Raw genomic sequence first — 22,122 nt, forward strand, 5'->3', positions numbered from 1 at the left:
CCGGTCGCGCCGCACGGAGCGCGAAGAGGGCGGCCGCCCCGGTACCCACTGGACCGGGACGGCCGCCCAACGCGCACGTCGCCGGCGCCTAGTTGACGTTGACCGCGCTCCACGCGGCGGCTGTCGCGTTGTACTCCGCGCTGCCCGCGCCGTAGAGGTCCTTGGCGGCGTTCAGGGTGGCCGTGCGGGCGCCCGCGTAGTTCGTGGAGGACGTCATGTAGACCGTCAGTGCCCGGTACCAGATCTTGCCGACCTTGTCCCGGCCGATGCCGGTGACCGTCGAGCCGTTGGACGTCGGGGAGTTGTAGTCGACGCCGTTGATGGTCTTCGCGCCGCTGCCCTCGCTCAGCAGGTAGGCGAAGTGGTTGGCGACGCCCGAGGAGTAGTGGACGTCGAGGTTGCCGACCGACGAGCTCCAGTAGTCCGCGGAGCTGCCGTCCTTGGACGGCTTGTCCATGAAGCGCAGGGCGGCCTTGCCGAAGCCCGGCTTCACGATCTTCTCGCCGATGAGGTAGTCGCCCTGGTCGGAGGAGTTGTTCGCGTACCACTCGACCATCGTGCCGAGGATGTCCGAGGTGGCCTCGTTCAGGCCGCCGGACTCGCCCGAGTAGGTCAGCGCGGCCGTCTTCGAGGTCACGCCGTGGCTCATCTCGTGCCCGGCCACGTCCAGCGCCACCAGCGGCCCGAAGGTGGTGCCGTCACCGTCGCCGTACGTCATGCAGAAGCAACTGTCGTCCCAGAAGGCGTTGTTGTAGTTGCTGCCGTAGTGGACGCGGTTGTACGAGCCCTTGCCGTCGCCGGCGATGCCGTTGCGGCCGTGGACGTTCTTGTAGTAGTCCCAGGTCTCGTTGGTGCCGTACTGGGCGTCGACGGCGGCCGAGGCGCGGTCGGCGGTGCTGCCCGTGCCCCAGTGGTTGTCGGCGTCCGTGAAGAGGGTCGCGGGGGCGCGGCTGAAGCAGATGCCGAAGAAGCACAGGTCGGTCTTGCCCTCGGCGTCACCGGTGTAGGTGTTGCCGCGGGTCGGGTCCTTCAGCTGGTACGAGGAGCCGGACTGCGTGGTCTCCATCGGGACGGTCCCGCTGTACAGCGACTTGCCGTCGCCGGTGGCGGTCTCGATGCTGTCCCAGGCGTCGATCTGGGCGCCGGTGCGGGCGTCGGTCAGCACGGTCCGGGCGACCGGGTTGCCGAGCGTGTCCTGGCCGACGGCGTTGGTGCGCCAGGCGAGCTTCGGGGCGCCGTGCAGGGCGTCGACGACCAGCTCGGGCCTGGCCTTCACCTGCCGCAGCTTCTCGCCGAGGTTGGCGGCCCGCAGTGCGTTCACCGCGAGGTCGGCGGCCCTGGGCGCGGACAGCTTCGGGGTGGTGGAGGGGACCGAGATCCTGGTTCTGGTCGCGCGGTCGGCGCCGCGGTAGGCGCCGTTCGGCGCCAGGTGGACGACGAAGTCGCCGCCGAGCACCGGAAGCTGATGGTACGTACGGTCGTACCGGACGTGCTGGGTGCCGTTGCCGTCGACGATCACGTCCCGGACGCTGGTGTCCTGGGCGGAGGTCAGACCGAGGCTGTTCGCCTGTGCCAGGATCGCCGAGGCCGCGTTCTCGACCGCGGTGGCCCGGGTCGGGCGGCCGTCGGCGTGGGCGGCGGGGGAGAGGGCGGCGGCCAGGAGGGCGGCGGTGGTGGCGGCGACGCCGGCGGTGGCGAGACGACGGGAACCCCGGATGTGCTGACGTATCCGACTCATCTGTCTCCTTGGGGGAGGCGCCTTCGAGGCGTGGGGGCGGGGGGGCGCTGTGTTGACTGAGATTTAAGGGGCCATGACATGTCATGTCCATAGCGCCTTCATGGAGATGTGTGAGAAGGCGGCGTAGGAGGAGAATCGTTTCCGTGATCACTCCGGATGCCCTGGACTCCCTGCCGTTCTTCGTCTACGGCACCCTTCGCCCCGGCGAGCGCAACCACGACCTGTTCCTGCGCGGCCGGACGGACCACGAGGAACCGGGACGATTCCGCGGCGCGGCGCTGTACGAAGGCCCCGGCTATCCCTACGCCGTCGAGGAGCCCGGCGGCACGGTCAGCGGCGAACTCCTCACCGCGTCGGGGAAGTCCTACGCCGGGCTCCTTGCCGCACTCGACCGCCTGGAGGAGTACACCCCGGGCAGCCCCCACAACCTCTACGAACGGGTCGCCCGCCCTGTGGAACGCCCCGACGGCACGACGGCTCGCGCCTGGGTCTACCTGGCGGCCCCCGCCGTCGCCACGCGCCTGCGCACCGGGGGACGGCGGATATCGAGCGGGGACTGGCTGGAACGCGGTTGAGGCGGGCCCGGCTCGGCGGCTGTCCGGCGTTCTAGGCGGGTGGCCCGAGGAGCTCCACCCGTACCGCGCAGGACTTGAACTCGGGCATCTTCGACGTCGGGTCCAGGGCCGGGTTCGTGAGGGTGTTGGCCCGGCCCTCGCCCGGCCAGTGGAAGGGCATGAAGACCGTGTCGGGGCGGATCGCGGTGGTGATGCGGGCGGGGGCCACGGCGCGGCCGCGCCGGGAAACGACCGCCAGCGGGTCGCCCTCGGCCGCGCCGAGGCGGGCCGCGAGACGCGGGTGGAGCTCGACGAACGGGCCGGGCGCGGCCGCGTTCAGCTCGGCCACCCTGCGGGTCTGCGCCCCCGACTGGTACTGGGCCACCACCCGGCCGGTGGTCAGCAGCAGCGGGTACTCCGCGTCCGGCTCCTCCGCACCGGCCCGGTGCGCCACGGCGGTGAACCGCGCCCGGCCGTCGCCGGTGGCGAAACGGTCGAGGAAGAGGCGGGGGGTGCCGGGGTGGGCGGGCGGCGGGGCGGCCCCGTCCGGTGCGGGGGTCCCGGTGGCCGCACCGACGGCAGAGGCGGCCTCGGCCGGCACTTCCGGGCACGGCCAGAACACGCCGTTCTCGTCCGCCAGGCGGCGGTAGGTGATGCCCGAGTAGTCGGCGGGGCCGCCCGCGCTGGCGCGGCGCAGTTCCCCGAAGACCTCCTCCGGGTCGGTCGGGAAGCCCTTCTCCACACCGAGCCGGGTGGCCAGGCCGTGCAGCACCTCCAGGTCGCTGCGGACCCCGGCGGGCGGGGCGACGGCCCGGCGGCGCAGCAGGACCCTGCCCTCCAGACTGGTCGTCGTGCCCGTCTCCTCGGCCCACTGCGTGACCGGCAGGACGACGTCCGCCAGTTCGGCCGTCTCCGAGAGGACGACATCGCACACGGCCAGGAAGTCCAGCGAGCGCAGCCGCTCCTCCACATGCGCCGCGCGCGGCGCCGACACCACCGGGTTGGACCCCATCAGCAGCAGCGCCCGGATGTCCGTGCCCAGCGCGTCCAGCAGCTCGTACGCGCTGCGCCCCGGGCCGGGCAGGCTGTCCGGGTCCACACCCCACACCTCGGCCACGTGCCGCCGCGCCGCCGGGTCGTCCAGCTTGCGGTAGCCGGGCAACTGGTCCGCCTTCTGGCCGTGTTCACGTCCGCCCTGCCCGTTGCCCTGCCCGGTCAGACAGCCGTACCCGGACAGCGGACGGCCCGCCCGGCCCGTCGCCAGGCACAGGTTGATCCACGCGCCCACCGTGTCCGTCCCCTTGGACTGCTGCTCGGGCCCGCGCGCCGTGAGCACCATCGCGGACTCCGGCTCGCAGAACATCCGCACCGCCTGCCGCAGTTGGGGAACGGACACCCCCGTGATCCGCTCCACGTACTCCGGCCAGTGCGCCATCGCCGCCGCCCGGGCCTCCTCCCAGCCGGACGTGCGCTCCTCGATGTACTCCTCGTCCGTGCGGCCCTCGGCCACCACCAGGTGCAGCAGGCCCAGGGCGAGGGCGAGATCGGTGCCCGGCCGGGGCGCCAGGTGCAGATCGGCCTGCTCGGCCGTCTTCGTGCGGCGCGGATCGACGACGATCAGCGTGCCGCCGTTGGCACGCAGTTCGCTGAAGAAGCGCAGCGACGGCGGCATCGTCTCGGCGAGGTTGGAGCCGACCAGGACGACGCAGCCGGTGCGCGGGATGTCCTCCAGCGGGAACGGCAGCCCCCGGTCCAGGCCGAACGCCTTGGTGCCGGCGGCCGCCGCCGAGGACATGCAGAACCGGCCGTTGTAGTCGATCTGCGAGGTGCCGAGCACCACCCGCGCGAACTTGCCGAGCCCGTACGCCTTCTCGTTCGTCAGCCCGCCCCCGCCGAACACCCCTACCGCGTCCGGCCCGCTGTGCGCACGCACCCCCGACAGCGCCCCGGCGATCCGGTCCAGCGCCTCGTCCCAGCCGGCCTCCACCAGCTTCCCGCCGGACCGCACCAGCGGCGAGGTCAGCCGGGCCGCCGGCGACAGCACCTGGGCGGCCGTGCGGCCCTTGCCGCACAGCGCCCCCCGGTTCACCGGGAAGTCCGGCCGTTCGGTCACCTCGACGCCGCCCCGGGGCAGAGGCGTGATGTTCATCCCGCACTGCAGGGCGCAGTACGGGCAGTGGGTGGGCGTCGAGGTGGTCTCCATGCCGACCAGCGTGCTTCCGCAGTGTTACGGCCCGCGGCGGCTCCTTGTTACACGGCCGGGAAGCGGACCTCCCCGCGCCCGCCCGTCCGCCGTGAGGCCCCGTTCACCGGCCGGACGCGAGCGCCCGCGCCACGCCGGGCTCCTTCGGCCCGAGGAACCGCGGATCCGGCTGGAACACCGCGTCCAGCACCGCCTTGCCCGCCGCGAACACCTCGCGCGTGCCGCCGTAGTACCAGGTCGTGTCGTGCTTGGCGTCGACCCCGAGGCCGTACGAGTCCACCCCGGCCGCCTCGCACAGCGCCACCGCCCGCCGGATGTGGAAGCCCTGGCTGATCAGCACCGCCCGGTCCACCCCGAAGATCTTCCTGGCCCGCACACAGGAGTCCCAGGTGTCGAAGCCCGCGTAGTCGCTGACGATGCGCGCGTCCGGCACCCCGTGCCGGGTCAGGTAGGCGCGCATGGCGTCGGGCTCGTCGTAGTCCTCGCGGCTGTTGTCCCCGGTGACGAGGACCGCCTCGATCCGCCCCTGCCGGTACAGCCCGGCCGCCGCGTCCAGGCGGTGCGCGAGGTACGGCGACGGCTCCCCGTCCCACAGCCCGGCCCCGAACACCACCGCGACCTCGGTGCGCGGCACGTCCGCCGCGGTCCGCAGCCGGTCCGCCGTCGACACGTACAGCCAGGTCGCCGGCAGCAGCGCCAGCACACACCCGGCCATCACGGCCTGCACCAGGTGCCGCCACCCCCTGCGGGTGCGCGGCAGCCGCGGTCGGCGCGTCTTCATGCGGTCCCCCCGGTGATCGGTTCCGACCAGAAGGACGCGGGTCACGGGGATCCGGTTCGCCCGGACGACCCGGTTCGCCCTCACAGCGTGCATCCGTCCGAGGTGAAGCCGCGGAAAATACCCGTGACCGCCCGGCAACGGCGGCGCAACGAACCCACGTCAGGATCGTTCCATGACGGCGTCGAACCCACTCAGCGACGAGTCCACCCTCCACCTCGACAGCACGGCGCAGCTCATGAACAGCATCAGCAGCCGGCTCGCCGACCGGCTCAGGCTCGTCTCGCCGAGCGGACGCCGCCGCCCCGCCCCGGCCCCCCTCGTCCTGGTCGCCCACGGCAGCCGCGACCCGCGCGCGCTGCGGACCGTACAAGCCCTGCGGGACCGGGTGCGCGAACTGCGCTCCGGGCTCCCCGTCCACCTGGGCCACATCGAGCTGAACGAGCCCCTGCTCCCGGACACCCTGGCCGCACTCGGAGCGGCCCCCGCGATCCTCGTACCGCTGCTCCTCGGCCGGGGCTACCACGTGAAGCGGGACATCCCCGAGATGGCCGCCGCCTCGCCCGCAGGCACGCGCGTGGCCGCCCCGCTGGGCCCGCACCCGCTGCTGGTGGACACCCTGCACGCGCGTCTGCTGGAGGCGGGCTGGCCCCCGGCCCGGGACGCCGTCACGCGCCGCACGGGCGCGGTCGTCCTCGCGGCGGCGGGCTCCCGCGACCCCGACTCGGCCGCCGACACCCGCCGCACGGCCCGCCTGCTCGCCGACCGCCTCGGCGTCCCCGTGATCCCGGCCTACGCCTCGGCGGCCACCCCGACGGTCGGCACCGCGGTGCGGGCACTGGCCGCACGCGGCCGCGACCGGGTGGCGGTCGCCTCCTGCTTCACCGCACCGGGGCGGTTCGCGACCCAGTGCGCCCAGGCGGCGCCGTGGATCGCCGCGGCCCCGCTGGGCGCCCACGAGTCGATGGCCCGCCTGGTCCTGCACCGCTACGACCAGGAACAGGCACGGACGGAGGCGGACCTGGCGTCGGCCTGAGGACAGGGATGGCGGAACCCGCGCCCCGACCCGGCGGACGATCAGGCGCCCCGTACCCACCGATTGTCACCACCGCCCCGTACTGTCGAGTCATGGAAGGCACCACAGGTACCGGCACCGCACCCCCCTCGGCCTACGACCCGGCGTCGGCCGAACGCTGGGCACCCGAACCGGACAAACGGCCGGGACGCACCGCCTTCCAGCGCGACCGCGCCCGCGTCCTGCACTCCGCGGCCCTGCGCCGCCTGGCCGGCAAGACCCAGGTGGTCACACCGGGGACCCTCCCCCACTCTCAACTTCGTTCGAGCGGGGGGACCCCCGTCCAGGCCTGGGACGCCAGTCCCCGCACCCGCCTGACCCACTCCCTGGAGTGCGCCCAGGTCGGCCGCGAGCTGGGCGCCGCCCTCGGCTGCGACCCCGACCTGGTCGAAGCGGCCTGCCTCTCCCACGACCTCGGCCACCCGCCTTTCGGCCACAACGGCGAACAGGCACTGAATGAGTTCGCCGACGACTGCGGCGGCTTCGAGGGCAACGCCCAGTCCCTCCGGCTGCTCACCCGCATCGAGCCCAAGCGGTTCACGCCCGAGGGCTCCGTCGGCCTCAACCTCACCCGCGCCGCCCTCGACGCCGCCACCAAGTACCCCTGGCCGCGCGGCGGCCACCCCACCGACCCGGCGTCCGTGAAGTTCGGCGTGTACGAGGACGACCGCCCGGTGTTCGACTGGGTCCGCAAGACCGCCCCCGGCACCCGGACCTGCTTCGAGGCCCAGGTCATGGACTGGTCGGACGACGTGGCCTACTCGGTGCACGACATCGAGGACGGGCTGCACGCCGGCCACATCCACCCCGACAGCCTGCACGCCGAACCCGAGCGGCAGGCGGTGTTCGAGGTCGCCGTCGGCCGGTACGTCCCGGCGGGCACCGACCCCGCCGAGCTCGCCGAGGCCCTCGACCGGCTCCAGGACCAGGCGTGGTGGCCGCACGGCTACGACGGCACCGCGGTCGCCCAGGCCCGTCTGAAGGACGCCACCAGCCAGCTCATCGGCCGGTTCTGCCTGGCCGCCGAGGGCGCCACCCGGGCCGCGTACGGCGGCGGCCGGCTCACCCGCTACGGCGCCGAACTCGTCGTGCCCCGCGAGACCCGGATGGAGTGCGCGGTGCTCAAGGCGGTCGCCGACCGGTACGTCATGCAGCGCGCCGAGCAGGAGCGGCTGCGCGCCGACCAGCGGGTGGTCGTGGCCGAGCTGGCCGAGGCGCTCACCGCCCGCGCGCCGGACGGCCTCGACCCCCAGTTCCGGGCCCTGTTCGACGAGGCGCCCGACGACCACGCGCGCAAGCGGGTGATCGTCGACCAGATCGCCTCCCTGACCGACGCCTCCGCCCGCTCGCTGCACGCGAGACTGACGGGGCATATCCAGCAGGAAAGTGCCCCCACAGTGGCCTGATCGGGGCACTCCCTCTTCCCGCAGCACGCCCGGTGCGGGACGCTCGCATGTGGCGGCACCCTTACGAGGAGGCATCAAGTGGTCGACGCGGATCAGACGTTCGTCATCGTCGGAGGCGGCCTCGCCGGCGCCAAGGCGGCCGAGACGCTCCGTGCGGAGGGCTTCACCGGCCGGGTGATACTGATCTGCGACGAGCGCGACCACCCGTACGAGCGTCCCCCGCTGTCCAAGGGCTACCTGCTCGGCAAGGAGGAGCGGGACAGCGTCTTCGTGCACGAACCCGCCTGGTACGCGCGCAACGACGTCGAGCTGCACCTCGGCCAGACCGTGGACCGGATCGACCGCGCCGCGAAGACGGTCCGTTTCGGCGACGACGGCACCCTCGTCCACTACGACAAGCTGCTGCTCGCCACCGGCGCGGAACCCCGCCGCCTCGACATCCCCGGCACCGACCTGGCGGGCGTCCACCATCTGCGCCGCCTCGCCCACGCCGAGCGGCTCAAGGGCGTCCTGGCCGCGCTCGGCCGGGACAACGGGCACCTGGTGATCGCCGGCGCCGGCTGGATCGGCCTGGAGGTCGCGGCGGCCGCCCGCGAGTACGGCGCCGAGGTCACCGTGATCCAGGCCGCGCCCACTCCGCTGCACGGCGTCCTCGGCCCCGAGCTGGGCAACGTCTTCGCGGAGCTGCACCGCGCCCACGGCGTCCGCTTCCGCTTCGGGGTGCGGCTCACCGAGATCGTCGGCCAGGACGGCGTGGTCCTCGCCGCCCGCACCGACGACGGCGAGGAGCACCCCGCCCACGCGGTGCTCGCGGCGATCGGCGCGGCCCCGCGGACCGCCCTCGCCGAGGCGGCGGGCCTGGAGCTGGCCGACCGGGCGCACGGGGGCGGGGTCGTGGTGGACGAACGGCTGCGGACGTCCGATCCGGACATCCACGCGGCCGGTGACGTCGCCTCCTTCCCGCACGCCCTGTTCGACACCCGGCTCCGCGTGGAGCACTGGGCCAACGCCCTGAACGGCGGCCCGGCCGCCGCCCGCGCGATGCTCGGCAGGGACGTCACCTACGACCGCGTGCCCTACTTCTTCACCGACCAGTACGACCTCGGCATGGAGTACAGCGGCTGGGCGCCGCCCGGGTCGTACGACCAGGTGGTCATCCGGGGTGACGCGGGCAAGCGGGAGTTCATCGCGTTCTGGGTCCGGGAGGGCCGGGTCCTGGCCGGAATGAACGTGAACGTGTGGGATGTCACAGAGACCGTCCAGAACCTCATCCGTTCCCGGGCCCGGGTGGACACCGACGCGCTCGCCGACCCCCACGTACCCCTCGACGGCCTCGCTTCCTGATCTCCGCGGCGCGGGGGAGTGTCGGTCCGGCCCCGTAGAATCGCATCGTGGCAGGACGGATCAACGACGAGGACGTGAAGGCGGTACGGGACGCGGTCCCGATCGACGCCGTGGTCTCCGAGTACCTCCAGCTGCGCAACGCCGGTGGCGGCAACCTCAAGGGTCTCTGCCCCTTCCACGACGAGAAGTCGCCGTCCTTCCAGGTCAGCCCGAGCAAGGGACTCTTCCACTGCTTCGGCTGCCAGGAGGGCGGCGACACCATCACCTTCGTCATGAAGGTGGACCACCTCTCCTTCTCGGAGGCGGTGGAGCGGCTCGCCGCCCAGGCCGGCATCACCCTGCGCTACGAGGAGGGCGGGTACAACCCCGCCCACCAGCGCGGCGAGCGCATCCGTCTGGTCGAGGCACACAAGATCGCCGCCCAGTGGTACGCGGAACAGCTCGCGGGCTCCGCCGAGGCCGAGACCGGCCGGGTCTTCCTCGCCGAGCGCGGCTTCGACCAGGCCGCCGCCGTCCACTTCGGCGTCGGCTACAGCCCCCAGGGCTGGGACCACCTCACCCGCCATCTGCGCGGCAAGGGCTTCACCGACAAGGAGCTGCTGCTCTCCGGCCTCTCCCAGGAGGGCCGGCGCGGCCCCATCGACCGGTTCCGAGGGCGTCTGATGTGGCCCATCCGGGACATCGGCGGCGAGGTCGTCGGCTTCGGCGCCCGCAAGCTGTACGAGGCGGACAACGGGCCGAAGTACCTGAACACGCCCGATACGGCGATCTACAAGAAGTCCCAAGTCCTGTACGGCATCGACCTGGCCAAGCAGCACATCGCCAAGACCAGCAGGGCCGTCGTCGTCGAGGGCTACACCGACGTCATGGCCTGCCACCTGGCCGGGGTCACCACGGCCATCGCCACCTGCGGCACGGCCTTCGGCGGCGACCACATCAAGATCCTCCGCCGGCTCCTCATGGACAACGGCTCCGCCCGGGTGATCTTCACCTTCGACGGTGACGCGGCCGGCCAGAAGGCGGCCCTGCGCGCCTTCGAGGACGACCAGAAGTTCGCCGCCGAGACCTACATCGCCATCGCCCCCGACGGCATGGACCCCTGCGAGCTGCGCCTGGCCAAGGGCGACGAGGCGGTCGCCGACCTGGCCGAACCGCGCACCCCGCTCTTCGAGTTCGCACTGCGCCAGATCGTCGCCCGCTACGACCTGGACACCCCGGCCGGCCGGGCCGCCGCCCTGGACGAGGCCGCCCCCATCGTCGCCCGCATCAAGAACAGCGGCGCCCAGCACGAGGTCGCCGTCGAGCTGGCCGGGATGCTCGGCATCCTCGACACCCAGTTCGTGGTCAAGCGGGTCGCCCAGCTCGCCCGCTGGGCCCGTGAGCGCGGCAAGGGCGGCCCTCAGCAGCAGCCCCGCGGCCCGCGGCAGCAGTGGGAGACCGGACCGCACCCCGCGGCCCCGACCGGCCCCGCCCTCACCCTGCGCAACCCCGTCTACGCCGCCGAGCGCGAACTGCTCAAACTCGCCCTCCAGCGCCCCGATCTGGTCTCCCCGGCCTTCGACGCGTACGGCGTGGACGAGTTCACCGCCCCGCCCTACGCCGCCGTACGCCAGACCATCGCGGAGGCGGGCGGCTCCGAGTACGGCGTCGAGGACGGGCAGGAGTACCTGGTCCGCGTCCGGGACGCCGCGCCCGACGACACCGCCCGCGCGATGGTCACCGAACTCGCCGTCGAGCCGATCCTGCGCCGCACGGTCGACGAGACGTACGCGGGCACGGTGCTGGTGCAGATCCGCCGCCGCGCCGTGGAGCGCCGCATCCGCGACATCCAGTCCCAGCTGACCCGCCTGTCCAGCGGCGGCGACCCGGCCCAACTGGCCGCCGTGCAGAACGAGATGTGGGTCCTCCAGCAGTACGACCAGGCCCTGCGCGAACGGGGCGCCTCGGCCCTGTGAGGGCCCGGCCCCCGGCCGCTCCACGAGCCGCGGCGGGCCGCAGTTGCCGGTCGCATAGTCCGGCGGGACGGGTAACCGCCGAGTCACGGACCGGACGCAAAAAGTCACCGCACGACCCTCGTGGCAGCGATGTGTCTTACCCCACACTGGGTGCGGTGCCCGAGCCCCCGGTGCCTGCCCCAGGAGCGCATGCCGTCGACTCTCCGCTCCCGAAGCACCGCTGCCGCAACCCTCCGAGCAGCGATCATCCTGGAGGTCGCCCCCCGTGCAGACCCAGACCCTCACCCAGACCGACAGCAGCGCCGGCGCCACGGCCGACGGGCCCGGCGCGGAGTCCGGAGTCCTCGTGGCCGTCCCCCCGCAGAGCCGCGCCACCGGCCACCCCGAGGCGAGCCAGGAGCAGACCGGTGAGCCGGCGGAGCCACCCGCCGAGGCGCTGACGGAGGAGCCGGAGGAGGCCGCCGAGCCCGCGGCGCCCGCGGCCGCCGGACGGACCGAGACCGGCGGCCCGTCCGCGGACCTGTTCCGCCAGTACCTGCGCGAGATCGGCCGCATCCCGCTGCTCACCGCCGCCGAGGAGGTCGACCTCGCCCGCAAGGTGGAGGCCGGGCTGTTCGCCGAGGAGAAGCTGAGCAGCACGCCCGACCTGGACAGCCGGCTCGCGCACGACCTGGACCGGCTGGTCGTCATGGGCCGGATGGCCAAGCGCCGGCTGATCGAGGCCAACCTGCGGCTCGTGGTGTCGGTGGCGAAACGGTACGTCGGCCGCGGCCTGACCATGCTCGACCTGGTGCAGGAGGGCAACCTCGGGCTCATCCGGGCCGTGGAGAAGTTCGACTACGCCCGCGGCTACAAGTTCTCCACCTACGCCACCTGGTGGATCCGGCAGGCCATGTCCCGTGCCCTGGCCGACCAGGCCCGCACCATCCGGGTGCCCGTGCACGTGGTGGAACTGATCAACCGGGTCGTCCGCGTCCAGCGCCGCCTGCTGCAGGAACGCGGCTACGAGCCCGCCCCCGAAGAGGTCGCCGGCCAGCTCGACCTGCCGCCCGAGCGGGTTCGCGAGGTGCTGCGGCTCGCCCAGGAACCGGTGTCCCTGCACGCTCCGGTCGGCGAGGAGGACGAGGTGGCCCTCGGCGACCTCATCGAGGACGGCGACGCCACCAGCCCCGTGGAGTCGGCCGCCTTCCTGCTGCTCCGGGAGCATCTGGAGGCCGTGCTCTCCACCCTCGGCGAGCGCGAACGGAAGGTCGTCCAGCTCCGCTACGGCCTCGCCGACGGCCGCCCCCGCACCCTGGAGGAGATCGGGCGCCTGTTTGGCGTGACCAGGGAGCGGATACGGCAGATCGAGTCCAAGACCCTCAACAAGCTCCGCGACCACACGTTCGCGGACCAGTTGCGGGGCTACCTCGACTGACCGGGGCCGCCCACGGTGTGAGCGGCCCCCGCCGCGGATCAGTCCACCTCGGCCACGGCCTGGGCGAACTGCGCCTTGTACAGCCGGGCGTACGCGCCGTCGGCCGCCAACAGCTCGGTGTGCGCGCCCTGTTCGACGATGGAACCGTTCTCCATCACCAGGATGGTGTCGGCGTCCCGGATCGTCGACAGCCGGTGCGCGATGACGAACGACGTCCGCCCGTGCGCGAGTTTGGCCATCGCCTTCTGGATCAGCACCTCGGTACGGGTGTCCACGGAACTCGTGGCCTCGTCCAGCACCAGGATCACCGGGTCGGACAGGAACGCCCGCGCGATGGTGATGAGCTGCTTCTCACCGGCGCTGACCCCGGAGCCCTCGTCGTCGATCACGGTGTCGTAGCCGTCGGGCAGGGTACGGATGAACCGGTCCGCGTGGGCCGCCCGGGCCGCCTCCTCGATCTCGCCCCGGGTGACGCCCGCCCGGCGGCCGCCGCCACCCTGATCGGGTGCGCTTCGCGCACCCCCTTCCACTCCGGCGCCGTAGGCGATGTTCTCCGCGATGGTGCCGCCGAACAGCCAGGTGTCCTGGAGCACCATGCCGATCCCGGACCGCAGTTCGTCCCGGGACATCCGCCGCACGTCCACCCCGTCCAGCGTGATGCGCCCGCCGGACACGTCGTAGAACCGCATCAGCAGGTTGACCAGCGTGGTCTTGCCCGCACCGGTCGGGCCGACGATCGCCACCGTCTGCCCGGGCTCCACCGTCAGCGACAGGTCCTCGATCAGCGGCTTCTCCGGGTCGTAGCGGAACGACACGTGCTCCAGGCACACCCGTCCGCGCAGTTCCTCGGGCCGCACGCCCGGCACCGGGTCCGCCTCCTGCTCCTCCGCGTCCAGGAGTTCGAAGACCCGCTCCGCCGAGGCGACACCCGACTGCACCAGGTTCGCCATCGACGCGACCTGCGTCAGCGGCATCGAGAACTGCCGCGAGTACTGGATGAAGGCCTGCACGTCACCGATGGACAGCGCGCCCGACGCGACCCGGAGGCCACCGACGACCGCCACCAGCACATAGTTCAGGTTCGACACGAACATCATCAGCGGCTGCATGACACCGCTGTTGAACTGCGCCCGGAACGCGGCCTCGTACAGCGCCTCGTTCTGCTCGGCGAACTGCTGCGCCGACTCCTCCTGGCGGCCGAACACCTTCACCAGGGTGTGCCCGGTGTACATCTCCTCGACGTGGGCGTTCAGTTTGCCGGTGGTGCGCCACTGCTGCACGAAGTGCGGCTGCGACCGCTTGCCGACCCGGGTGGCGACCACGAACGACAGGGGCACGGTCACCAGCGCGACCAGCGCCAGCAGCCAGGAGACGTAGAACATCATCACCAGCACGCCGATGATGGTCAGCACCGCGTTGATGAGCTGGCCCATCGACTGCTGCAGCGTCTGCCCGATGTTGTCGATGTCGTTGGTGGCGCGGGAGAGCACCTCACCGCGCTGGCGCTTGTCGAAGTACGACAGCGGCAGCCGCGACAGCTTCGTCTGCACGGACTCGCGCAGCCGGTACATGGTGCGGTTGACCGCCCGGTTGACCAGCCGGGTGGCGACCGCCATCAGCAGCCCGGCGACCAGGAAGGTGCCGAGCGCGAGCAGCAGCACGTGCCCGACGGCATCGAAGTCGATGCCCTGGCCGGGGGTGAAGTCGGTGCCCTTGAGCATGTCCGCGATCTGGCCCTGGCCGCGCTCGCGCATCGACTGGAGCACCTGCTCCTTGGTGGCCCCGGCCGGCATCCGCCGGCCCACGATGCCGGCGAAGACCAGGTCGGTGGCCCGGCCGAGGATCTTCGGGCCGAGCACGCTCAGGGTCACACTGACGACCACGCACAGCAGCAGGGCGCAGATGGTGACCCGTTCGGGCCTGAACTGGGCGACCAGCCGTTTGCCCGAACCCTTGAAGTCCATCGAACGCTGGTCGGGGCCGCCAGCCATCATGCGTCCCATGGGCCCGGCCATCAGGCGGCCTCCGCTTCCGTCAGCTGGGAGAGCACGATCTCCCGGTAGGTCTCGTTGGCAGCCATCAGCTCGTGGTGCCGGCCGGTGCCGACCACCCGGCCCTCGTCCAGCACGATGATCCGGTCCGCGTCCCGGATGGTGGCCACCCGCTGGGCCACGATGACGACGGTCGCCTCGGCGGTCTCGCGGCCGAGCGCGGAGCGCAGCGCCGCGTCGGTGGCGTAGTCCAGCGCGGAGAAGGAGTCGTCGAAGAGGTAGATCTCCGGGCGCTGCACCAGCGTGCGGGCGATGGCGAGCCGCTGCCGCTGACCGCCCGAGACATTGGTGCCGCCCTGCGCGATCGGCGCGTCGAGCCCGCCCTCCAGCCGGCTCACGAAGTCCTTGGCCTGCGCCACCTCCAGCGCGTGCCACAGCTCCTCGTCGGTGGCCCCCGGATTGCCGTAGCGCAGGTTGGTCGCGACCGTTCCGGCGAACAGGTACGGCTTCTGCGGCACGAGACCGACGGTGGCGGCGAGCAGCTCGGGGTCGACGTCGCGGACGTCCACTCCGTCCACGAGCACCTCGCCCTCGGTGGCGTCGAACAGCCGCGGGACCAGGCCGAGCAGCGTCGACTTCCCGCTGCCGGTCGAGCCGATCACGGCGGTCGTCTCGCCCGGCCGGGCCACCACGTCGATGGACTTCAGCACCGGCTCCTCGGCACCCGGATAGCGGAAGCCCGCGCCCCGGATCTCCAGGTGCCCGTGCCGGCGCAGCTCGGTCACCGGGGCGACCGGCGGCACCACGCTCGAGTCGGTCCCCAGGATCTCCTGGACGCGCTCGGCGCACACCTCGGCGCGCGGCACCATCATGAACATGAAGGTGGCCATCATCACGGACATGACGATCTGCATCAGATAGGCGAGGAACGCGGTCAGGTCGCCGATCGCCATCCCGCCGCTGTCGATGCGGTGGGCGCCGAACCAGACCACCGCGATGGACGACACGTTCACCACCGTCATGACGATCGGGAACATGAGGGCGAGCATCCGGCCGGTGGCCATCTGCATCTCGGTCAGATCCCCGTTGGCCCTCGCGAACCGGCCCTGCTCGTACTCGTCCCGGACGAAGGCGCGGATCACCCGGTTGCCGGTGATCTGCTCGCGCAGCACCCGGTTCACCGTGTCCAGGCGCGTCTGCATGGACCGGAACAGCGGCCGCAGCCGGCGCACGATCAGCGTCACGCAGATGCCGAGCACCGGCACGACGGCGACGAGCACCGCGGACAGCGGGACGTCGAGACCGAGCGCCAGCACGATCCCGCCGACACACATGATGGGCGCCGACACCATCAGGGTGAACGACATCAGGACCAGCATCTGGACCTGCTGGACGTCGTTCGTCGTACGGGTGATGAGCGAGGGCGCCCCGAAGTGACCCACCTCACGTGCGGAGAACGACTGGACCCGGTCGAAGACCGCGCCACGCACGTCCCGGCCGAGCGCGGAGGCGGTCCGGGCGCCGAAGTACACCGCGCCGATGTTGCACACGACCTGCACCAGCGAGATGCCGATCATCAGGGCGCCGAAGGACAGGATGTGGTCCGTGTCACCCTTCACGACACCGTTGTCGATGATGTCGGCGTTGAGCGTGGGCAGGTAGAGGGTGGCGCAGGTCTGCAGGAACTGCAGCAGCACCAGGAACACTATGGGTTTTTTATAGGGCCTGAGATAGGTCCGCAGAAGTCGTATGAGCACGCTACGTCTCTCGGAGTCGGCGACAGGGGCTGGTCGATGTGCCCTTCGCCCCTATCGTCGGGCACTCCACCCGTGTTACCTCAACCGATTAAGCCATCGGCGTGCTCGGCGCGCCCGGAGGTCCGGGCCGTCACGGGCGGAACGCCCCGGGGTGGGTCTGCTCCCGCACCGACACGAACTGCTGCCGCACCGCCTGGCCCACGGCCAGCTCATCACCCGGCTCCAGCACCTGCGCGGCCGCGCCGTGCCAGGCCGGCGGGGTGCGCGGATCGAGCGCCCCCTGGGACACGCCGAGCGCCCAGGCGGCCTGCCGGGCCGCGCCGATCGCCGCGTAGTCGGCGGGCTGCGGTACGACGACCTGCGCGCCGAACAGCGACGGCGCCGCGGCCTGTACGGCGGGCAGCTCGGCGGCCGCGCCGAGCAGGAAGACCCGCCGCACCTCGACACCCCGCCCGCGCAGCACGTCCAGCGCGTCGGCGAGTCCGCACAGCATGCCCTCGAAGGAGGCCCGCGCCAGATGCTCGGGTTTCATCGACTCGCGGCGCAGACCGGCCAGCGTGCCCGCGGTGTGCGGAAGCAGCGGTGTCCGCTCGCCCTCCAGATACGGCAGCAGCACCAGCCCGTGCGCCCCCGGCGTCGACTTCATCGCCAGGTCGGACAGGCTCTCCAGATCGGGCAGACCGAGCAGTTCGGCGGTGCCGCGCAGGGTGCGCACCGCGTTCAGGGTGGTCACGACCGGCAGGTGCATGCCGGTGGCGTCGGCCAGGGAGGTGATCATCCCGGACTGGTCGGTGAGCGCCTCCCGGTGCACGGCCATCACGGACCCGGACGCCCCGAGGGAGACGACCGCGTCCCCGAGCCCGATCCCGAGACCGAAGGCCGCGGCCATGGTCTCCCCGGTCCCGGCGGAGATCAGCAGTCCCTCCGGGGTGGTGCCGGCCGCGTCCGACGGGCCGATCACCTCGGGCAGCATCACCTGATGGCCCAGCGCCAGCTCGACCAGGTCGGGCCGGTAGCCGCCGGTGGCCGCGGACCAGTACCCGGTGCCGGAGGCCCCGCCCCGGTCGGTGGTCCGCCGTACCGGACGCCCGAGAAGCTGCCAGACCAGCCAGTCGTGGGCCTGCAGCAGCACGGCGGTGCGCTGCGCGTTCTCGGGTTCGTTCTTGGCGAGCCAGCGCAGCTTGGTCACCGGCTGCGCGGCCTGCGGCACCGACCCCACCGCCTGGGCCCAGGCCTCCCGGCCGCCCAGCGCGTCGACCAGGTCGGCCGCCGCGACCTGCGCCCGCTTGTCCCCGCCGACCATCGCGGGCCGCACGGTGTTGCCCTGGGCGTCCAGCGGTACCAGCGCGTTCTGCTGGGTCGAGACCCCGATGGCCTGCACACCCTCCAGCAGCCCGCCCCCCGCGGCCTCGCCCAGGGACAGCAGCCAGGCCTGCGGGTCCACGTCACTGGGGCGGCCGCCGCCGTCCGGCGTTTCGACCGGGTGCGGGGCATACCCCTGCCTCAGCACGGCTCCGGTGTCCGTGTCGCAGACCACGATGCGCGTGAAATCGGGTGAGCTGTCCAAGCCGGCGACTATCCCCATGGCGAAAATTCTGCCGCATCGCGGCGCTTGCTTCTGCCCTGGGAGGAGTGGTGCCGCGAGAGCGTTACGTGTTGCTCGTGCCCCAGTCGTCCTCGGGGGCGCCGTTCACGTTGCGTTCGCGCAGGGAGCGCACACGCTGGGCCACCGACGCGGGGACCCGGTCGCCCACCTTGTCGCTGACCGTGTGGAAGGCCTTGCCCGCGTACTGGCGGCCCTGCTGGGCGGCCGTCTCCGCGGTGTTCCGCACGGCGGGGTTCTCCGCGAGCCGGCGAGCCGATTTCTTCAGCTGCTCGTAGCGCTCGCGTCCGGCCCTCGTGCCCAGCACGTAACCGAGGGCCACTCCGGCGAGGAACGTAAGCCGGTAGCGCATGGCTGCCACCCTTCCCTTTGTCCTGAGGTCTCTGGTGCGGCGACGGCGCCGGGGAGAACCGATTGGCGGAGCACCCCCCTGCTTGCGCTAATGTATGTGTCGCAGCGAGCGCGCGCCCCCTGGCGAATACCCAGGTAGGTGCGTTCGATGCAACGAGGCGATCCTCCGTAGCTCAATTGGCAGAGCAGCCGGCTGTTAACCGGCAGGTTACTGGTTCGAGTCCAGTCGGGGGAGCTTCGGTCCTCCGTAGCTCAATTGGCAGAGCAGCCGGCTGTTAACCGGCAGGTTACTGGTTCGAGTCCAGTCGGGGGAGCGCGTTGAACGAGGACCCTCCGGGGTCCTTTTTCATGTCCCTGGGAACCGCCGCCGACCTGGTGAAGTCCTCAAGGTCAGGAAGCAGCGCGGAAGCCGACCATCCGAAGCAGGAGATCGTATGAGCGGCTATGCTGCGGCAGACGGCGCGCACACATGTACGCGACACGCCGCTATGGGGCGGTAGCTCAGCCGGTTAGAGCAGCGGACTCATAATCCGTCGGCCGTGGGTTCGAGTCCCACCCGCCCCACTCAGTACTACTCCCGCAGAAACGTCTCACCATCCGGCGCCCGGCCGAGGACGTCGATGATCCCCGCCATGAGCGCCGTCCCGCCGGACGGCGCCGGCCGGACGAATCCTTCGGGTTCGTCAAGCGGTTCGGCCAACAACCCTCGAACGGTCATGACTTGCCGTGATTTTGGCTTGGACATGCCCTGTGCTGGGCACGGACCTCCTACCGGGAGCCGCCGCGGGGCGGCGCCGGCAGAAGGAGGGCGTCATGGACCGTCGTATCCGAGTACGTGTCATTCGTCGGCCCGCCGCCCCGCGCGAGCAGGAGATCGACCGCAGGACGCCCTCCGGGCGCATCCTCCCGTACTGACCGCCGCGCCTCGCCGTCACCGGTCGGAGTGGGCCGGCGGCACATGGCGGGCCACCGCCGCGCGCAGCGCGGCACGCACGGCCTCGGGCGGCGCGGGACCCCCGGGCGCCGTGCTCGCGGTGAGCGCGCCCGCCACCTCGCGCAGCTTGGTGTTGGTGCGCTGGGAGGCCTCCCGCAGGATGTCCCAGGCCTGTTCGGGGGTACAGGAGTGAGCGGCCATCAGGATGCCGCGCGCCTGGTCGATCACCGGACGGGAGTCGATCGCGTGCCGCAACTGCGCAATCTCGGCCCGCAGCAGCCGCAGTTGCTCGGCCCGCTCCCGGGCCACCGCGGAGGCGCTGCGGGCGGGCGAGCCGGCGAACGGCGCGGCCGGCAGCGGGTCCGTGCCGTCCAGGCCCACCAGTTCCAGCACCCGGCGCGGCTGGCCCTGCCAGCCCGTGAGCGCGACCGGCACGCCGCGTCGGCGCCCGTACTCGCCCAGCACGTCCAGGAACCGCAGACCCGAGGTGTCCATGAAGGACACGCCCCGCATGTCCACTTCGACCCGGCCGATGTCCGCGGGGAGGACGGCCAGGGCTCTCGCCATCGTGTCCGCGCAGCCGTGCACCAGTTCCCCGCGCGCCCGGAGCAAAGCCCGGTCACGTACGGTCCGACCCTCGACGACCAGTGCGTCCAGCCGCCCCGTCTGCGGGTCTTGTGCCGCTGAGGTCATGTCTCCGCCCTGCATCGGTCCTCTTGGCTCGCCCCTCACCTGCCCTCACCTCCCGGCACCTACACCCCCGGGCGCCGGCACCGGGGCGCATACTGGACCCCCGGTTCCCAGTGCCGCGAGGAGGCGTCGTGAGCGTGCCGGACCCGGCGTGGCCCCCGACGGCCGCCACCGCCCCGCGGGCCGCGGCGTGCCGCCCGGACGTGCCGCCGCGGTGACCACGGCCCCCGGACCCTTCGCGCACCCCGCCCTCTTCTACGCGGACAGCGAGCAGTACCTCGCCGGCACCGTACCGTTCGTGCGCGCCGCCCTGGCCGCCGGAGAGCCGGTCGCGGTCGCCGTGCCCGGGGAGAACCTGCGACTGATCCGGGACGCGCTGGGCGCCGACGCCGACGCCGTGCGATGCCTGGACATGCGGGAGGCCGGACGCAACCCCGGCCGGATCATCCCCGGCGTGCTGCACGCCTTCGCCGACGGCCGGCCGCCCGGCCGGCCCGTGCGCATCGTCGGCGAGCCGGTGCGCACGGGCCGCGGCGCCGCCGAGTACCCCGCCTGCGCCCAGCACGAGGCGCTCATCAACGCGGCGTTCCGGGGCCGCGAGGTCACCATCCTGTGCCCCTACGACACCGCACGCCTGGACGAGCGGGCGCTCGCCGACGCCCATGCCACCCACCCCGTCGTCATTCCGCCCGGCGCCACGGAACCCCGTCCCAGCGAGGCCTACGACCCCGACGGCGTCGTCGCCCGCTACAACCAGCCGCTGCCGCTCACACCGGTCCCCGGGCCCGCCGTACTCGCCCTCACCTACGGCAGCGGCTCCCTCGCCAGGGCCCGGCACCTCGTCACCGATCACGGCCGCCGGCTCGGCCTGACCGGCCTGCGGCTCGAGGACCTCTCCCTGATCACCGCCGAGCTGACCACCAACAGCGTGGTCCACGGCGGCGGCACGGGCGCGCTCACGGTGTGGGCCGAGGGCGGCCACGTGCTGCTGGAGGTACGGGACCGGGGCCGCCTGACCGACCCGCTGGCCGGCCGCCGCCCCGCCGCCGGCGGCCGGAGCGGCGGCCGCGGACTGCTTCTGGTCAACCTGCTGTCCGACCTGGTCCGGACGCACACGGCGGAGTCCGGCACGACGATCCGCAGTTACCTCTCCCGGTAGGGAGCCCGCTCAGGCGGCGCGCGGGTTCAGGACGAGGGGTTCGACGGTGCCCTCCAGCATGGCCCCGAGGCCCTGGACCGCGCACAGCTCCGGCCGTTCCGCGATGTGCACGGGAATGCCGGTCGCCTGACGCAGCATCTGGTCCAGGCCGGGCAGCAGGGCGGAGCCGCCGACCATCACGAGCCCGCTGTCGGCGAGATCGGCCACCAGGTCGGGCGGGCACTCGCGCAGCACCTTGCCGATGCCGTCCAGGACCGATGTCAACGGGGTCTGGATGGCGTTGCGGACGGCCGCCGTCTTGACCCGCACACTGCGGGCGAGTCCGGTGACCACGTCCCGCCCGTGGATCTCCGTCAGAGCCGGCCCGTCCACGGCGAGCCCGCTGCCGGACAGGGCGAGCTGCAGCGGCCGTACCGCCTGGCTGGGCAGCAGCAGCCGGTGCTCCAGCCGCAGGTGCTGCACGATCGCGTTGTCGACGGCCTCACCGCCGACCGGGATCCGTTCGGCGGTGACGAGCGAGCCGAGGGAGAGCACGGCGACCTGTGTGGCCGCCGCCCCGCACACCATGATCATCGTTGCCTCGGGCTGCTCCACCGGCAGTCCGCACCCCACCGCGGCGGCGATCAGCGTGTCCACCAGCTCGACCCGGCGCGCCCCCAGCCCGACCAGCGTCTCGATCGTCGCCCGCTGGGCGAGCGGGTCCGCGTCGTGCGGGGTGCAGGCCGCCGCCCGCAGCCGGGGCTTGCGGCGCAGGGCACGGCGCACCTTCTCGCCGAGCAGTTGCCGCAGCATGCGCTGCGCCATCTCGATGTCGACCACCGTGCCGCCGGAGACGGGCCGCACGACCTTGATGTAGGCCGGCGTCCGCCCCGTCATCTTCTCCGCGAAGTCGCCCACCGCGATCAGCGCGCCCGTCCGGGTGTTCACGGCCGCGACCGATGGCTGATCGACGACGATACCGGCACCCTTCACATACACCCGGGTTCGGGCCGCGCCCAGGTCGACGGCGAAGTGACAGCGACGCAACTGCTCCAGGCTGACGGTCACGGCGGATCCTCCCGAGTGCGCAGGGCCTTGGAGGCCGGACGGTGGCTTCCTCCACATCCTCCGGGGGACGCCGACGGCGCGCCTGCGGGAGGGGGCCGGGCGGGGCGCCGCTGAATGGGG

The 22,122-nt window shown here is 72.5% G+C and carries 16 protein-coding genes and 3 tRNA genes; 10 read left to right on the forward strand and 9 right to left on the reverse strand.

Annotation, left to right across the window (positions count from 1 at the left end):
- Window positions 1-88: 88 nt before the first annotated feature.
- Entirely contained in the window at window positions 89-1,738 is a 1,650-nt protein-coding gene (locus tag ABZ478_RS02710; RefSeq protein ID WP_359544692.1) for a M4 family metallopeptidase, read from the reverse strand.
- Between the two features lie 143 nt (window positions 1,739-1,881).
- Between ABZ478_RS02710 and ABZ478_RS02715 the strand changes: the two genes are divergently transcribed.
- Complete coding sequence (locus ABZ478_RS02715; RefSeq protein WP_359544693.1) at window positions 1,882-2,313, forward strand: gamma-glutamylcyclotransferase family protein; 432 nt, start codon at window positions 1,882-1,884, stop codon at window positions 2,311-2,313.
- Between the two features lie 31 nt (window positions 2,314-2,344).
- Here ABZ478_RS02715 and ABZ478_RS02720 read toward each other — a convergent pair whose 3' ends face one another.
- Window positions 2,345-4,495, reverse strand: coding sequence for a molybdopterin oxidoreductase family protein (locus ABZ478_RS02720; RefSeq protein WP_359544694.1), 2,151 nt, complete (start codon window positions 4,493-4,495; stop codon window positions 2,345-2,347).
- 103 nt (window positions 4,496-4,598) lie between these two features.
- The gene (locus tag ABZ478_RS02725) at window positions 4,599-5,276 is read right to left on the reverse strand and encodes an ElyC/SanA/YdcF family protein (RefSeq protein WP_359544695.1); all 678 of its coding nucleotides are present in this window, start codon (window positions 5,274-5,276) and stop codon (window positions 4,599-4,601) included.
- Window positions 5,277-5,448: 172 nt separating this feature from the next.
- On the opposite strand from ABZ478_RS02725, the gene ABZ478_RS02730 reads away from it, so the two are divergent.
- From ABZ478_RS02730 to ABZ478_RS02750, 5 genes are all read left to right on the forward strand, one after another.
- Window positions 5,449-6,309 (forward strand): sirohydrochlorin chelatase, encoded by an 861-nt coding sequence (locus tag ABZ478_RS02730; RefSeq protein WP_359544696.1) that lies wholly within the window; start codon window positions 5,449-5,451, stop codon window positions 6,307-6,309.
- A 92-nt stretch (window positions 6,310-6,401) separates the two neighbouring features.
- Window positions 6,402-7,754 carry a deoxyguanosinetriphosphate triphosphohydrolase gene (locus ABZ478_RS02735; RefSeq protein WP_359544697.1) on the forward strand — a complete coding sequence of 451 codons (1,353 nt, stop codon included), beginning with the start codon at window positions 6,402-6,404 and terminating at the stop codon, window positions 7,752-7,754.
- Window positions 7,755-7,832: 78 nt separating this feature from the next.
- Window positions 7,833-9,098 carry an FAD-dependent oxidoreductase gene (locus ABZ478_RS02740; RefSeq protein WP_359544698.1) on the forward strand — a complete coding sequence of 422 codons (1,266 nt, stop codon included), beginning with the start codon at window positions 7,833-7,835 and terminating at the stop codon, window positions 9,096-9,098.
- 47 nt (window positions 9,099-9,145) lie between these two features.
- Entirely contained in the window at window positions 9,146-11,053 is a 1,908-nt protein-coding gene (gene dnaG / locus ABZ478_RS02745; protein ID WP_359544699.1) for a DNA primase, read from the forward strand.
- A 220-nt stretch (window positions 11,054-11,273) separates the two neighbouring features.
- A complete protein-coding gene (locus ABZ478_RS02750) occupies window positions 11,274-12,470 on the forward strand; it encodes an RNA polymerase sigma factor (protein ID WP_359545006.1) in 1,197 nt (398 codons plus the stop codon).
- Between the two features lie 38 nt (window positions 12,471-12,508).
- Here the strand turns inward: ABZ478_RS02750 and ABZ478_RS02755 are convergent, their stop codons facing one another.
- The 4 genes from ABZ478_RS02755 to ABZ478_RS02770 all read right to left on the reverse strand — a co-directional run bounded on the left by ABZ478_RS02755 (window position 12,509) and on the right by ABZ478_RS02770 (window position 18,173).
- Complete coding sequence (locus tag ABZ478_RS02755; protein ID WP_359544700.1) at window positions 12,509-14,485, reverse strand: ABC transporter ATP-binding protein; 1,977 nt, start codon at window positions 14,483-14,485, stop codon at window positions 12,509-12,511.
- Window positions 14,485-16,218, reverse strand: a complete 1,734-nt coding sequence (locus tag ABZ478_RS02760) for an ABC transporter ATP-binding protein (protein ID WP_359544701.1) — start codon at window positions 16,216-16,218, stop codon at window positions 14,485-14,487. Before ABZ478_RS02760 ends, ABZ478_RS02755 begins: the two co-directional genes overlap by 1 nt.
- Before the next feature lie 130 nt (window positions 16,219-16,348).
- On the reverse strand, window positions 16,349-17,803 hold the full coding sequence (locus ABZ478_RS02765) for an FGGY family carbohydrate kinase (RefSeq protein ID WP_359544703.1): 1,455 nt from the start codon (window positions 17,801-17,803) through the stop codon (window positions 16,349-16,351).
- Window positions 17,804-17,867: 64 nt separating this feature from the next.
- Window positions 17,868-18,173 (reverse strand): YtxH domain-containing protein, encoded by a 306-nt coding sequence (locus tag ABZ478_RS02770; protein WP_351659688.1) that lies wholly within the window; start codon window positions 18,171-18,173, stop codon window positions 17,868-17,870.
- A 161-nt stretch (window positions 18,174-18,334) separates the two neighbouring features.
- On the opposite strand from ABZ478_RS02770, the gene ABZ478_RS02775 reads away from it, so the two are divergent.
- From ABZ478_RS02775 to ABZ478_RS02785, 3 genes are all read left to right on the forward strand, one after another.
- Window positions 18,335-18,407, forward strand: a tRNA-Asn gene (locus tag ABZ478_RS02775).
- Between the two features lie 6 nt (window positions 18,408-18,413).
- A tRNA-Asn gene (locus ABZ478_RS02780) sits at window positions 18,414-18,486 on the forward strand.
- 176 nt (window positions 18,487-18,662) lie between these two features.
- Window positions 18,663-18,736: transfer RNA gene (locus tag ABZ478_RS02785), tRNA-Ile, on the forward strand.
- A gap of 367 nt (window positions 18,737-19,103) precedes the next feature.
- Here the strand turns inward: ABZ478_RS02785 and ABZ478_RS02790 are convergent.
- A complete protein-coding gene (locus ABZ478_RS02790) occupies window positions 19,104-19,799 on the reverse strand; it encodes an ANTAR domain-containing protein (protein WP_359544704.1) in 696 nt (231 codons plus the stop codon).
- A gap of 211 nt (window positions 19,800-20,010) precedes the next feature.
- On the opposite strand from ABZ478_RS02790, the gene ABZ478_RS02795 reads away from it, so the two are divergent.
- On the forward strand, window positions 20,011-20,955 hold the full coding sequence (locus ABZ478_RS02795) for a sensor histidine kinase (protein WP_359545008.1): 945 nt from the start codon (window positions 20,011-20,013) through the stop codon (window positions 20,953-20,955).
- A gap of 9 nt (window positions 20,956-20,964) precedes the next feature.
- Here the strand turns inward: ABZ478_RS02795 and ABZ478_RS02800 are convergent, their stop codons facing one another.
- Window positions 20,965-22,002 carry a rod shape-determining protein gene (locus tag ABZ478_RS02800; RefSeq protein WP_359544706.1) on the reverse strand — a complete coding sequence of 346 codons (1,038 nt, stop codon included), beginning with the start codon at window positions 22,000-22,002 and terminating at the stop codon, window positions 20,965-20,967.
- Window positions 22,003-22,122 lie beyond the last annotated feature (120 nt).

Source organism: Streptomyces sp. NPDC005706, from assembly GCF_040631045.1.
Classification (GTDB): Bacteria; Actinomycetota; Actinomycetes; order Streptomycetales; family Streptomycetaceae; genus Streptomyces.

Excerpts from the sequence above, each read along its gene's own strand:
- ABZ478_RS02710 (WP_359544692.1), bottom strand. The coding sequence starts at position 1,738 with ATGAGTCGGATACGTCAGCACATCCGGGGTTCCCGTCGTCTCGCCACC.
- ABZ478_RS02720 (WP_359544694.1), bottom strand. The coding sequence starts at position 4,495 with ATGGAGACCACCTCGACGCCCACCCACTGCCCGTACTGCGCCCTGCAG.
- ABZ478_RS02725 (WP_359544695.1), bottom strand. The coding sequence starts at position 5,276 with ATGAAGACGCGCCGACCGCGGCTGCCGCGCACCCGCAGGGGGTGGCGG.
- ABZ478_RS02730 (WP_359544696.1), top strand. The coding sequence starts at position 5,449 with ATGACGGCGTCGAACCCACTCAGCGACGAGTCCACCCTCCACCTCGAC.
- ABZ478_RS02735 (WP_359544697.1), top strand. The coding sequence starts at position 6,402 with ATGGAAGGCACCACAGGTACCGGCACCGCACCCCCCTCGGCCTACGAC.
- ABZ478_RS02755 (WP_359544700.1), bottom strand. The coding sequence starts at position 14,485 with ATGGCCGGGCCCATGGGACGCATGATGGCTGGCGGCCCCGACCAGCGT.
- ABZ478_RS02765 (WP_359544703.1), bottom strand. The coding sequence starts at position 17,803 with ATGGGGATAGTCGCCGGCTTGGACAGCTCACCCGATTTCACGCGCATC.
- ABZ478_RS02770 (WP_351659688.1), bottom strand. The coding sequence starts at position 18,173 with ATGCGCTACCGGCTTACGTTCCTCGCCGGAGTGGCCCTCGGTTACGTG.
- ABZ478_RS02790 (WP_359544704.1), bottom strand. The coding sequence starts at position 19,799 with ATGACCTCAGCGGCACAAGACCCGCAGACGGGGCGGCTGGACGCACTG.